The 13,794-nt window shown below is 30.4% G+C and carries 10 protein-coding genes; 6 read left to right on the plus strand and 4 right to left on the minus strand.

Annotated features, from left to right (window positions below):
• Window position 1: 1 nt before the first annotated feature.
• A complete protein-coding gene (locus tag DRF75_RS03330) occupies window positions 2-523 on the minus strand; it encodes a cytochrome b (protein ID WP_045170802.1) in 522 nt (173 codons plus the stop codon).
• A gap of 210 nt (window positions 524-733) precedes the next feature.
• Between DRF75_RS03330 and DRF75_RS03335 the strand changes: the two genes are divergently transcribed.
• A complete protein-coding gene (locus DRF75_RS03335; protein ID WP_045170807.1) occupies window positions 734-2,302 on the plus strand; it encodes an ABC transporter permease in 1,569 nt (522 codons plus the stop codon).
• Window positions 2,303-3,626: 1,324 nt separating this feature from the next.
• Here the strand turns inward: DRF75_RS03335 and DRF75_RS03340 are convergent.
• The 3 genes from DRF75_RS03340 to DRF75_RS03350 all read right to left on the minus strand — a co-directional run bounded on the left by DRF75_RS03340 (window position 3,627) and on the right by DRF75_RS03350 (window position 8,493).
• Window positions 3,627-5,144 carry an HlyD family type I secretion periplasmic adaptor subunit gene (locus DRF75_RS03340; RefSeq protein WP_045170803.1) on the minus strand — a complete coding sequence of 506 codons (1,518 nt, stop codon included), beginning with the start codon at window positions 5,142-5,144 and terminating at the stop codon, window positions 3,627-3,629.
• 313 nt (window positions 5,145-5,457) lie between these two features.
• Window positions 5,458-6,075 (minus strand): COQ9 family protein, encoded by a 618-nt coding sequence (locus DRF75_RS03345; RefSeq protein ID WP_045170804.1) that lies wholly within the window; start codon window positions 6,073-6,075, stop codon window positions 5,458-5,460.
• Between the two features lie 795 nt (window positions 6,076-6,870).
• Window positions 6,871-8,493 (minus strand): ribonuclease J, encoded by a 1,623-nt coding sequence (locus DRF75_RS03350; protein WP_129992651.1) that lies wholly within the window; start codon window positions 8,491-8,493, stop codon window positions 6,871-6,873.
• Window positions 8,494-9,168: 675 nt separating this feature from the next.
• On the opposite strand from DRF75_RS03350, the gene DRF75_RS03355 reads away from it, so the two are divergent.
• From DRF75_RS03355 to DRF75_RS03375, 5 genes are all read left to right on the plus strand, one after another.
• The gene (locus tag DRF75_RS03355; protein ID WP_129992652.1) at window positions 9,169-10,464 is read left to right on the plus strand and encodes a metallophosphoesterase; all 1,296 of its coding nucleotides are present in this window, start codon (window positions 9,169-9,171) and stop codon (window positions 10,462-10,464) included.
• A 275-nt stretch (window positions 10,465-10,739) separates the two neighbouring features.
• Window positions 10,740-11,111, plus strand: a complete 372-nt coding sequence (gene rpsL / locus DRF75_RS03360; protein WP_045170855.1) for a 30S ribosomal protein S12 — start codon at window positions 10,740-10,742, stop codon at window positions 11,109-11,111.
• Between the two features lie 15 nt (window positions 11,112-11,126).
• A complete protein-coding gene (gene rpsG, locus DRF75_RS03365) occupies window positions 11,127-11,609 on the plus strand; it encodes a 30S ribosomal protein S7 (protein ID WP_045170856.1) in 483 nt (160 codons plus the stop codon).
• Between the two features lie 22 nt (window positions 11,610-11,631).
• Window positions 11,632-13,704, plus strand: a complete 2,073-nt coding sequence (fusA, locus tag DRF75_RS03370; protein ID WP_082019992.1) for an elongation factor G — start codon at window positions 11,632-11,634, stop codon at window positions 13,702-13,704.
• A gap of 15 nt (window positions 13,705-13,719) precedes the next feature.
• A partial coding sequence (locus DRF75_RS03375; RefSeq protein WP_240729889.1) for a GTP-binding protein occupies window positions 13,720-13,794 on the plus strand: 75 nt, incomplete at its 3' end.

The raw sequence follows: 13,794 nt of genomic DNA on the forward strand, positions 1-13,794 counted from the left end.
CTTATATTATACGATTAAAAATATTATCTTTATCTATAAATTTGTGTTTTAATGCTGCTAATATATGCATAATTATTAAAATAGGCAATATATATGCACATATGTTGTGACACTGTTGTGCAATATTAGCTATGTTTTTGTTATTTTCAATTAATAGTGGCACATCAAATGAAAAAATCTTTATTGCTTTTCCAGAAGCTGAGGACATAACATAGCCAGATATAGCCATTGCTATAGAAGTAATATATAAGCCTAAATGTGTGATTTTAGATACTAAAATGAGATAATGTGGGAAGCTGTTAGGATATGGAGGTATAGTTGAACTAAATCTGCACACTAAACGTAGTATTAGTAAAGACAGTAAGATCATGCCTATTGCTTTATGCAATGTATAAATTTCTCCTATAGGATAATTACTGGGAAACACTTCCATTTTTAGGCAGAATCCCATGATCACCATGAATATTATTGGTATGCCAGTTAACCAATGCATTATCCTGACTGAACTATGATACTTAGTCATAATATTATACCATCTTTTAAATGTGGAGCGTAAAGTTTGTGTATACCATACATAGAGAAATGTTATCAATAAAAATATTTTATAATGTTTTGAGTGACTGGTGAATATTGTCTATGTATAATGAAATACATGATGAATGATAATTAATTCTCTAATATAGTGTCGTTTGTAAATCTTTCGAAGAACATTTTTCTATGCATATTAATTGGTATGTTTATAGCGCCAATATTGTCATTAATTTCTATCATATTTACTGAGCATAAAACGGTAAATCTGTTAACTTCTGTTTTACCTGACTATACTTTTAATACTATTGTTTTAATGTTAGGAGTTGGTACAATAGCACTTGTGATTGGAATATCAGCAGCTTGGTTTGTAACTTACTATTCATTTTTTGGGCGTAGATTTTTTGAAGTAGCACTGTTTTTACCACTTTCAATACCAGGATATATAGTTGCATATGTTTATGTGAATATTTTTGAATTTTCTGGTCCTTTACAAATTTTTTTAAGAGAGACTTTTCACTGGAGCAAGGGAGATTATTATTTTCCTAGTGTTAAATCTTTAGAGTGGGGAATAATTATTATAGGATTTAATTTATATCCATATGTATACATGCTGGTTAGAACAGGATTAATAGCTATACGTAGTACTGTTGCAGTGGCTACTACATTATGTCCTTCTAGATGTAAAATTCTAACTGCTATTGCTTTACCTGTAGTGCGTCCAGCCATTGCTGCTAGTGTTTCATTTGTATTGATGGAAGTAATATCTGATTTTGGTACACCGCAATTTCTTGCAATAGATACTTTTACTAGGGGAATATATAGAAATTGGTTTTTATTGCATGATAAATATTCCGCTTGTCTGTTTGCTTTTATTGCATTGTTTTTTATATTTTTGCTCATTATATTTGAAAAGTTATTTCGTGGTAAAGGAATATCTTATTCTACAATAAAGATGAATACGGAATATTATCATACTTGGCAGGTTAGCAGTAAACTAAAACTTACACTAATATACTGTGTTTGTTCAATACCAATATTGATAGGTTTTGTTATACCTGTTGTGCCTTTGTTGTACTGGACTGTTGAAAGAATTGGAACGTTAGTGACTAATACTAGGTTCTATATTTCTGTACTTAACAGTGTAAGCATAGCATTCATAACGTCAGTTATTGCTGTTATAATATCAATTGTTATATCATATATTATAAGAAAGAGGGAGTCGTTATCTTATGCAATAAAATTTATTGTTATGGGTTATGCTATACCCAATACTATTGTTGCTGTGAGTGTTATGGTGTTGCTTGGTAATATATCACATTTTGTTAACTCTTATTTTTCATTTGCACTTATTGGAACAACATTTGGATTAATATACGCTTATGTTTTTAGATTTCTTGCTGTATCTTTAGGCCCTATAGAATCTGGGTTAAATAAAATTCCAAAAGAGATAGATTGGTCGTCTTTATTAATGGGGCATAATGTAATTTCTACTTGTTTTAATGTACATATTCCAATGATTAGAAAAAGTATATTGGTCGGATTTCTATTAGTATTTGTTGATGTTATAAAAGAATTATCTGCTACATTAATTATCAGGCCTTTTAATTTTGATACTATTGCTACTCTAATGTATGAGCTTATTAGTGATGAAAGATATGCTGATGCAGCTCCGTATGCTTTAGTTATAGTGCTTATTGGTTTAATATCGGTAGTGATATTATGTAAAATGTTTCAATATGATAAATCTAAATATAGTAAAGTCATGTTGTAAGTTCTGATAATTGTGATGTGTTGATTTTGATAATAATTACTTGTATAGGCTTGTTAGTGATGGAAGATGTGCTAATTTATGATACTATTATAGCTCATATGGCTGAGTATCAGTAGCTATATTATGTAAAATGTTTCAATATGATAAACCTAAATATAGTAAAGTCATGTTGTAAGTTTTTATGATTATAATGTTTTAATTTTTGATAATAATTCACTTCTTTAACTATATAACGATAGATATACTAATGCATCCTCATATTAATATAATGCTAGGTGGTGCTGTCTGAAATATTTCAACATAATATTAAAAGTCATATTATAAGGTACAGTAATGATTATATTATAATGTTATTTCTTATTTGTGGTGTCTATTTTTGTGTGTGGAATTGTTGTAATATCATATAATGTTGATATGAAATAACAGTCGAGTATTTTTATGAAACATTGCACAGTGAAATTTATATAAACCTAGTGTTTTCTTTGAGTAACTACGCTATTTGAATATGTTTATTAAATATTGCGTTGCAATTGTTATTCAAAAACTGTCACTATGTATTTGCAAAGTTCAAGTAACATAATTTCTTATTTTTCATAAAAATTTTTCTAATGTATTAGGTTATTAAATAAATGAGCACAGTGGAGTGCTAAGTAGGATAACTATGCGTCATTTTACTATATATTTACTACATCAAAACATTTCACATAACATCGCTGTTGACACTAAGCCACGTTAATATGGCTAAAGCGTGTAAAGCCCATAAAAATGTCCTTTTGTACGATAAGCTCGTACATTAAAGTAGCTATGGTATCAACATGAAATGTTATAGTGACTAAAATTTGTAATATAATCTTACTTTAGGTTTATCATATTGAAATATTCTACATAGTGTAGTCACTAATACTAAGCATATGCGTAATGTACAGGCATGATAAATTAGTGTCACATTACTGACAATTTTATGTAAGTGAATTGTTATCAAAATTAAAGCATTATCATTATGAGATACAATATGTATTATAAAGGTATATCACACAAAACATTTTGCATAATGTCATTACTGATATATTAATCTAGCTAGTACTGTGATTAAAGCATATGAAGCATCAGCATGTCTTTCATTACTGGTAAGTCAAACAATATACTGGATAGTATTAAGATTAAAACGTACTCATTACCAGGTTTTATAAAAAACTTCTACCAAATTTTGTTGTTTTATCAGAGCTGATTTCATTTATTATACTTGGTTATAAATTGATATAATGATTGTTATACTAAACACTGTTATTACATATTTCTATAACGCTAAGTTTCATATTATTTCTCATCTTTCATTAAAAGCTTTTTCAAAAGTACTTGTTATAGGAGTAAATAAATAATTAAGCAAAGTACGAGATTGAGTAATTATAAAAACTTCTGCTGGCATTCCAGGATACAACTTTAGATTTTTTAGTTTCTCAGACTGTTCTTTTGGTATTATTACTTGTATTTTATAATAACGCATTCCGTTGATTTCACTTAAAGCGTCAGCTGATACTTGTACTACTATTCCATTTACTAGTCCAATTTTACGTATATTGTAAGCGCTAAGACGTACTTTGGCTTTTAATCCTCTATAATTTTCATACGATACTATATTTTTATCCTTCATTTGTGCTGATAAGATTTCTTCTATATGTCTTGTCTGTATTTTTGCATCTATAACTAAATCGTCATTTAATTGTACAACATTTGTAATAGGAGCACCTGGAGGTATAACACCTCCTTCTGTATGGTATTTTAACCCAGTTATAACACCTGCATGTGGAGATCTTATTGTAGTTCTGTCTAGTATATCTTGTGCAGTTTTTATTCTTTCTTTTAAATCTGTAATCGCAGATGTAATGTCTTTGAGGTCGAGGTTGATTTTATTTTGTACATTATTTGTGATGTTAATTATTTCTAATTTGTTTTCTCCAATTTTTTGATTTACTGATGCAATGGCGGACTTGAGCTGACCGATTTTCCCCTCAGATTCAGCATATTGACGTTCAAGTGCAGTGATATATGGTTTACTAATGTATCCAGTTTCTAAAAGATTTTTCTTTGTTTCTAATTCTTCACTAATCAGTTTATGCTGAGTTGTTGCTGAAGTTAATTGGGCAGATAATCCAGATAGCTCTTGACGTAGCTGTTTTGTACGTTGTTGTAAGATGTCTATTTGCCCAGATATGTTTTTCTTATGAGATTCAAATAACTGTTGTTGATTTTGTATTATTTGGTCTCTTGTTTTTTCATCTGATAGATTCTTGATGGTATTTGGGAAATCTATAGATTCACGGTCATATTTTATAGCTATTAATCTGGCTTCTGTTGCGAGTAGATCAAGCATCCGTTCTTTTATAATGTCTAAATTGGCTTGAGCTGTAGTGTTATGTAAGTATATGATTGGTTGATTCTTTTGTACTAATTCTCCTTCTTTAACTAATATTTTATCTATCAAACCACCTTCTAAATGTTGTACTATTTGTTTTTCTGATGAGGAAATAACTTCTCCTTGTGCAATGACTGAGCCATCTAATGGTGCTACTGCAGCCCATATTCCAAATACACCAAAAAACAGTAAGATAATTATAAACCCAGTGAATAATGGGCCCCAGGATACTTTTAATACTTCATTTATTGTGTCTTTTCTATTGTACTTGAATAAAAAGTTTACAACATTATCTACAATAGATAGTGATTTTGTTAAGGTACTCGACATTTGTTCCTCTACATTGTTTTCTAGGTGTAGTGTGTTATGTCCTAAAAGTTTTGGTAATGAAAATCCTACTTTTATAAAATCTTTGAGTTTTTTATACATAAATATAATACGGTAAGTGTAACATTTAATTTATAGCATATTTGGTAAACATTATAATGCATTATTTATCAGATAAATATCTTAAAATATCTTTACTTGTTCCAATATTTTATGTTGAATGCATGAGATTTTCATAATACTATCTGTTGTACAATAAATTGTTTATCATCTGCCTATTACAATCTTGAGATCAACCTAGTTATGTTGATCTTGTAGTAGAATACAGTGTAGCATTTTAAGTATAGGATGTGAATTAATTTAAATAGCACTTTTTAAGTGTTAGTACTACATGTTTCTTTTTGACTTACCATTTTTATTCAGGGTCAAATTTAACTTTAAATATATTAAAATTTTCTGTTTTATTGAGTATATAAGACTTTAATGTATGTATTTGTATGACATTATTAATACGTCTTTCTAGAAAAAGTATGGTATCAGAATGATTATTAGAAAAGTCATTGATAAAATACATAACAGTACTTGCATATACAATAGCTAATGTACTTCTTTTGGTATAGTAGTTAAAATCAGTTGATCTATCACCGATTAAGTACCAAATATGATCTACTACTTTATATAGAAATTTAGCAGCAAAACACATATTATATGGTGCTGCAGATAATATATGTTTTAATAGCTCTCTGTAGTTTGGTAATGATGTATAATATATTAAACACAAATGAACAGCATGTTGTATCTTTTCACGTATTTTAAAATTATTTACGTTGTCTGTTTCATGAAATTTAGTTGTGATAAAGTTAATCAAATCATCGTTTATACTATTCAATACATCATATATTCCATTATGGAATTTGTAAAATTCTTCATCTAGCCTAAGGTCAATACAGGCTTTTAATAATGTGTTATTTGATACCCCATAAAATGGTATCAGTGCTATAGTTGCTTTTATTATTGATGATTGATTGTTCATGACACTTTAATTTAGAAAACAATATTATACATATACAATGTTAAAATTGTTATGACAAGTTTGTAGTGCATAAGTATTGAAATATTCATAAATTGATAAATATTATTATTAATTATGTTGTGTTTGTGAAGCAATTAATAGCGTGTAAGTTTATTAAAAATGTCAATTGTTATAATCTTTGTTATTATGGGAATAGTAAGGATGAGTGTATTTATGTGTAATTTTATATATGTTGAATTTTATTCATTTTAGTAGTGGTATAAAATAAATAGATTATCTTCATCAGAAAAACGATAGTGTAACACTTAGAAAATAGTTTAATTGATTTTGTTAAAAAAGGAAGATTAGTACAAGAAAATTAGCTTATGGTTATTTACATAGCACTGCAGCTTTTATAGTGTGTAGTTTGTGTGTTATTATCTGTATAAGCTTTCATAATTTGACACTTGAATATGTTTGTTAAATGCTTATGATTTAGCCATCTTGTGTTAGATATTATTACTTTGAATATATGAAAGTGTTGGCTAGTTTGTAATGTAAAATGCAGTTAATATACTATAAATTTAAGTAATTTGATGCCTTAAATGTATTTGTTAAATGCTTATGATCTAGCCATCTTATATTAGATATTATTGCTTTGAATATATGAAAGTTGTCAGCTAGTTTGAATATAAAATACAATTTAACCATTATATTACAAATTTTAAAAGTTTTGATTTCTTAAATGTGGTTTTATTTATAGTAATGTTTTTAAGTTAATAAGTTATCTTAATGCAGTATTTTGTATTGCGAATATTAATTTATGTACTCTAGTTGTACTTCAATAAATGGTTTATTTTTAATATCATATTTTAAAGCGTTGAAAACTATGTTCTCTACATGTTGTTTTATATTGTTGATTTTTTTAGAGTAGAGATCACTACTAATTTTTGATAAGATTTTCTTGATAATTGCTTGATTGTCAGAATGGTCTAATACCCCTGGAGCAAAGATCTTTGGTTCTTTGAGTAATTCTTTTTTATTATTTAAAACTAGTGTTACTATGATTATTCCTGAATCTCGCATCCTTTTTCTCATGTGTATCACACTTCCTTGTGGATGATGTAAGAAATTGCCATCAACTCCAAAGTATCCAGCTTTTACAGAATTGACTTTTTGTTTTTTTATGATGTTGATTACATCTCCTGGATGTACGATGATAGCTTTTTCTACATTGCATTGTTCTGCAACTTTGGCATGCTCATGCATATGTATATATTCCCCATGTACAGGAATAGAAAGTTTAGGTCTTATTAATGAATACATGGTTGATACTTCATTTTTCGATGGGTGGCCTGATACATGTACATATTCCATGAATTCTGTAATAACATTAACTCCCATATTAATAAATTTGTTGAATACACTGTATATACGTTTTTCATTTCCTGGAATTATCTTAGAAGAAAAGATTATAGTATCTCCATTCTCTAATTTTGTTAATGCATGAGAATTGTTAGCAAGTTTGGCAGTTGCTGCTAGTACTTCACCTTGGCAACCAGTACAAAGAAGTAGAACTTGGTTACTTGGTAATTTGTTTATTTGGGTGATATCGATAAATTGTGGTATATCTTGTAAGTACCCACTATCTTGTGCAGCTTGTATGATCCTTACAAGAGATTTTCCTAATATTGCTACTTTTCTGCCTAATTTTTCTGCAATGCATGCTATTGTGTGGATTCTTGCAATGTTGGAAGCAAACAAAGATACAGCGACTTTTTGCTTACAGTCTTTTATTATATTAAATAAACTTTCTTCTAAGTCACCTTCAGAGCCTGATTTATTCTTAGTGAATATATTAGTAGAATCACATACAAGTGCTAAGACGCCTTCGTCTCCTAGTTCTTTTAGTCTTTGTGTGTTTGATATAGGCCCGATAATTGGGTTATCATCTAACTTCCAATCCCCTGTATGCACTATTACCCCTTTTTCAGTATGTAATGCAATTGCATTCATTTCTGGAATTGAGTGTGTCAAGTTGATAAACTCAAGAGAGAATGGACCGAGTTTTAATCTTTTTGTGATATCAATTTCTGTTATATTAACTTTAAGGTGATATTCTTTCAATTTTGCTTGTAATAAAGCAGCTGTGAATTTTGTTGCATATATTGGGCATTGTAAATCGCTCCATAGATATTGTATACCTCCTATATGATCTTCATGAGCATGTGTTAGTACTATCCCAAGTAAATTTTTCCTATTCCTTTTTATAAAGCTGATATCAGCGACAATCATGTCTATTCCTGGCATGTTATCATCAGCAAATCCTGCTCCGAAATCAATAATTATCCATTTACCATCAAGATGATATAGGTTAACATTCATGCCTATTTGTCCTACACCACCTAAAGGTAAGAATAATAAATCTTTAGTATTCATTTTTAAGCACATTACAAAAACTTAATTATTAGCATATCGTATTTATTGTTTAAAGAAAAGCATTAGAATCATTAATTATGATTAATTCATATAATGTATGCTGTGGAAAATTCTGCATTTGTTATATTAGAATCAGTAATAAAAAAAGTAATTTTATAGTTAAGTAGTTGAGAATTTTGATTAATGATACATATTAGAAAGCAGCACTTAAGTGTGTTTTTGATGAAGCTATATTGACTTTAATTATTTAGTTAGCATGGATATTTATTTATTAAATAATAGTTTAAGTAGTATAATATATAGATAATTTTCTTTACTGAATATTGATTTGTACAAACTGTGTTGTGCATAACTAAGATGAACAATTATTAAAAATAATCATAATTTTTATATGATATGTAGAACACGGGGCAGATAACATTACATTAGTATCACTTAGCCCTTTATTGTTTATATAATCTATTACATATTTGTAGTATATGTAAAAGAAGTATTGCTTTTAAAGTTATATAGTGTAAAGTTAGTGATTATAATATCTTTGGCATATTATACTTTTGTTAGAAGTGTGAGTTTAAGTTGTGTGACTTTACTATTGATATAAGCACTTAATGCTGTAAATTTTGTTGTTAATGAGGTTTATCTTAGTATTATTATCTCTAGAAGAAGGTGTGTAAGATGAAGGTTATGCTAATTAAAATAAAATTTTTCTTTATATTGCTAATTTTATTGTCTACATCTGCTGACGCTAAGCCATTATTTACGTGGTCTCAGGTTGCAAGTAATAATAAGTTGAGTGTTAGAGTTATTGTTCTAGAAGGTGAAAATTGTCCTGTAGTAAATGTAGATGGTAAAAAATTAGAGATGACTGTGAGAGCGTTACCACAGAAGGGGGTTTTTGACGATAAGGTTTGTGAGTTGTTAGTACCTCAGACAACAGAGGAAATATTCATTGATAATATAGAAGTTCCTGTTATAAATCCACAAATTAGAACGATAGCAATTATAGCTGATACTGGTTGTATAGTCTCATTTTGGCGTGGGAAATTATATCAACAACGTTGTACATCTTCAGAAGAATGGCCCTTGAAGAAAATATTATCAAATGTCGGTCAACATGCTCCTGATTTGATCATTCATGTTGGGGATTATTTATATAGAGCAGATAAATGTGTTGATGTAGAGAAATGTGGCGATGTTCGTGGTGGAGATAATGATGAAACTTGGAAAGCTGATTGGTTAGATCCTTCAATGTTAGTTGCTGATAAAGCTCCGTTTTTATTTGTACGGGGTAATCATGAGAATTGTGATAGATCATACAGAGGTTGGTTTAGATATTTAGATGCTCATCAATCCATGTCTTCTGCTGATGTGTGTAATAATTTTACTGATTCGTGGGTATTTAATGCTAGTAGATTAGATAGTGGTAATTTAGATTTTTATGTTTTTGATTCATCTTTTGGAGATGAGAAAAATGTTCTTGATTCAGATATTGAAAATTTAAAAAAGCAGTTTTTTTCTCTATTCAAAGTAAAATCTAGTAATATATGGTTTTTAACGCATCGTCCTTTGTGGTCATATACTACTCATGTCAAAGGAGGAGATATTTATTACGGTAATACATCTCAGCAAAAGGCTTTTGGTGATTTGTTTCCTGATACTGTTTCTGTAATTTTATCAGGGCATATGCATTTGTCTCAGGTATTAGATTTAGAACGTGTGCAAGAAGAGAAATATGTGCCTATGCAAATGATAGCAGGTAATGGTGGTGCATTACTTCATGGTGTCCCTGAAGATAAATTATTAGTTAAAAATATTAGAATTGGTGATGTTATTGCGAATACAATTACAAATGAATTAGATTTTGGTTTTGCCATTGTTACGATGCAGGAGCCTGGACTTACTGGTAATGTGATAGTTACACTCTATAATGCATCTGGGAAGAAGGTGAGACAATTTCATGTTCAACAATAATATGTGGTGTAGTTATATCAATATAGTTTAATGTGTTTGCTTGGTATGTTGTTTTTAAATTTAGGAAATACTGATATAAATAATTGCAAATAATTTTTAATAGTGTATTTATAGAGAGTACTTGAATGTTTTTGTATTATAAGTCTGTGTAGTTTGTGAAAATCGTTAAATTTCTATTGACTAGGGTTCATGATTCTTTTATAAGTAACATATGCTTCTATTAAAATATGGTGCTATTTGTATTTGTTTTATATAAACTGTAAGGTTATTACATTATGCCAACAATAAATCAATTAGTTCGCAAACCGCGAAAGTCTCGTTCTTCGTTAAATAAGGCACCTGCACTTCAACATAATCCACAGAAGAGAGCAGTATGTGTCAAGGTGTATACTACTACTCCTAAAAAACCAAATTCAGCTTTACGTAAGGTTGCTCGTGTAAAAATTGCGGGTTATGGTAGTGAAGTTATAGCTTATATACCTGGTGAAGGGCATAATCTACAAGAGCATTCGGTTGTTTTAATAAGGGGTGGGCGTGTAAAAGATTTACCTGGTGTTCGTTATCATATTATACGTGGTGCATTAGATTCTAGGGGAGTACAAAACAGGAAGAAAGCACGCTCGAAATATGGTGTGAAGAAAAGTTAATTAATGTGGTAATGTATGTCTCGTCGTCGTAGGGCAAGTAAAAGAGCTATTTCTCCTGATTCAAAATATAATAGTGTATTGTTAGCACGCTTTATTAATGTTATTATGTGCTCTGGTGAAAGGTCTATAGCTGAAAAAATAGTATATGGAGCTTTAAATAAGGCAGAAGCTCGTCTTGGTGAGGGTGCTATGTCAATTTTTAATGCTGCCCTAAATAACGTAATGCCACAAATGGAAGTTCGTTCTCGTAGGATAGGTGGTGTAACATATCAAGTTCCTGTTGAAGTAAAAGAAGATAGAGCAGTCTCATTAGCTTTGCGTTGGATTTTTAAAGCTGCAGCAGCAGCTAGAAAGCGTAGTAATAAGATGTATATGGATTGTTTGTGTAATGAATTATTGGAAGCTTATAATAAGCGCGGTGGTGCATATAAGATGAGAGAAGAAAAGTATAAAATGGCTGAAGCAAATAAAGCGTTTTCTCATTTTCGCTTTAATTAATATTAATTTTTGGAGATAATCAGTGAACATAGATAACGAGTTATCTAAGTGTAGGAATATAGGTATTATGGCACATATAGATGCTGGGAAGACTACTACTACTGAGCGTATACTTTTTTATACTGGGAAGCAAAATAGAATTGGTGAAGTCCATGAAGGTGCTGCATCTATGGATTGGATGGAGCAAGAAAAAGAAAGAGGTATTACAATAACTTCTGCGGCTACTACATGTTTTTGGAATGGACACAGAATTAATATTATTGATACTCCTGGTCACGTTGATTTTACTATTGAAGTGGAAAGGTCACTTCGTGTTTTAGATGGTGCTGTAGCTGTATTTGATGGTGTTGCAGGGGTTGAACCTCAGTCAGAGACGGTATGGCGTCAGGCTGATAAGTATAATGTACCCAGAATTTGTTTTATGAACAAAATGGATAGGATGGGCGCAGATTTTTACCGGTGTGTTGATATGTTAGTTGACCGTCTTGGTGCTACCCCATTGGTATTACAGTTGCCAATAGGATCTGAAAAGGATTTTGTTGGTGTTGTTGATTTATTAGAAATGAGATCTGTTATATGGGATGAAGATTCGCTTGGTGCGAGTTTTCATTATGGAGAGATTCCTAAAGATATGCTTGATAGTGCACAAGAATATAGAAATAAACTTTTAGAAAGTGCTGTTGAGCTCAATGATGAAGCAATGAATTTGTATTTTGAAGGTAAAGAAATATCTACTTCTTTATTGAAAAGTTGTATTCGTACTGGTGTAATTCAATCGAAATTTGTACCTGTTTTATGTGGATCTGCTTTTAAAAATAGGGGAGTACAACCTTTATTGGATGCTGTTGTTGATTTTTTACCTGCACCTAATGATATTCCTATGATAGAAGCACTTGATGTAAAAACTTCTAATACTGTAAATATTAAGTCTTCTATCGACAGTAAATTTGTTGCGTTAGCTTTTAAAGTTATGACTGATAAGTTTGTTGGCAGCTTAACTTTTATAAGGATTTATTCAGGAAAGTTAACAAGCAAAACTACAGTGTTGAATGCAGTAAAAGGTTCTACTGAATCTATAGGTAGGATTCTATTGATGCATGCTAATAATAGAGAAGATATTACAGAAGCAAAAGCTGGTGATATTGTTGCATTGGCTGGCTTGAAGAAAACAGTGACTGGAGATACTTTATGTGCTCTGGATTATCCTGTAATTTTAGAGCGTATGGAGTTTCCTGAGCCTGTTATGGAAATTGCGGTGGAGCCAAAGTCTACTGCAGATCAGGAAAAAATGGGTATAGCTTTAAGTAGATTAGTTGCAGAGGATCCATCGCTTGGTATGTATGTAAATCCTGAAAGTGGTCAGACTATTTTAAAAGGTATGGGTGAATTGCATCTTGAAGTTATTGTAGACAGAATGCGTCGTGAATTTAATGTTGAAGCTAACATAGGTGCTCCACAGGTTGCTTATAGGGAAACTATTACTAAATCTGTTGAGATTGAATATATTCATAAAAAACAAACAGGTGGTGCTGGGCAGTTTGCGAAAGTGAATATATTATTTGAGCCGTTGCCTCCTGGTTCTGGTTTTCAGTTTGAAAGTAAGATTACTGGTGGTGCAATACCTAAAGAATATATACCAGGTGTTCAAAGTGGTTTAGAAAATATCAGGGGTAGTGGTATGTTAGCAGGCTTTCCTGTTATTGATTTTAAAGCAACATTGTTTGATGGTGCATTTCATGAAGTGGATTCCAGTCCTTTAGCATTTGAATTAGCTGCAAAAGGTGCTTTTAGGGATATGGTGAATAAGGCTGGTGCAATATTGCTTGAACCTATTATGAAAGTTGAAATAATAACTCCTGATGAGTATATGGGAGATGTTATAGGAGATGTTAATAGTAGGAGAGGTAGGGTTGCTGAGATGCAGGATCGTCATAATACTAAAGTAATATTAGCATTTATTCCTTTAGCAAAAATGTTTGGTTACGTTAAGGATTTACGCTCTATGTCTCAGGGTAGGGCACAATATAGCATGTATTTTTCTTGCTATGAACAAGTACCTGATAATATAGTAGCTAATGAAATAAAAACTAAATAATATGGGTGTAATGTTATGGTAGAAGAAAGGAAGCCGCATATAAATGTAGGTACAATAGGGCATGTTGATCATGGTAAGACAACATTGACG

The sequence above is a fragment of the Ehrlichia minasensis genome (assembly GCF_004181775.1).
Classification (GTDB): Bacteria; Pseudomonadota; Alphaproteobacteria; order Rickettsiales; family Anaplasmataceae; genus Ehrlichia; species Ehrlichia minasensis.

Excerpts from the sequence above, each read along its gene's own strand:
- DRF75_RS03350 (WP_129992651.1), bottom strand. The coding sequence starts at position 8,493 with ATGAATACTAAAGATTTATTATTCTTACCTTTAGGTGGTGTAGGACAA.
- DRF75_RS03340 (WP_045170803.1), bottom strand. The coding sequence starts at position 5,144 with ATGTATAAAAAACTCAAAGATTTTATAAAAGTAGGATTTTCATTACCA.
- DRF75_RS03355 (WP_129992652.1), top strand. The coding sequence starts at position 9,169 with ATGAAGGTTATGCTAATTAAAATAAAATTTTTCTTTATATTGCTAATT.
- DRF75_RS03345 (WP_045170804.1), bottom strand. The coding sequence starts at position 6,075 with ATGAACAATCAATCATCAATAATAAAAGCAACTATAGCACTGATACCA.
- rpsG (WP_045170856.1), top strand. The coding sequence starts at position 11,127 with ATGTCTCGTCGTCGTAGGGCAAGTAAAAGAGCTATTTCTCCTGATTCA.
- DRF75_RS03330 (WP_045170802.1), bottom strand. The coding sequence starts at position 523 with ATGACTAAGTATCATAGTTCAGTCAGGATAATGCATTGGTTAACTGGC.
- rpsL (WP_045170855.1), top strand. The coding sequence starts at position 10,740 with ATGCCAACAATAAATCAATTAGTTCGCAAACCGCGAAAGTCTCGTTCT.
- DRF75_RS03335 (WP_045170807.1), top strand. The coding sequence starts at position 734 with ATGTTTATAGCGCCAATATTGTCATTAATTTCTATCATATTTACTGAG.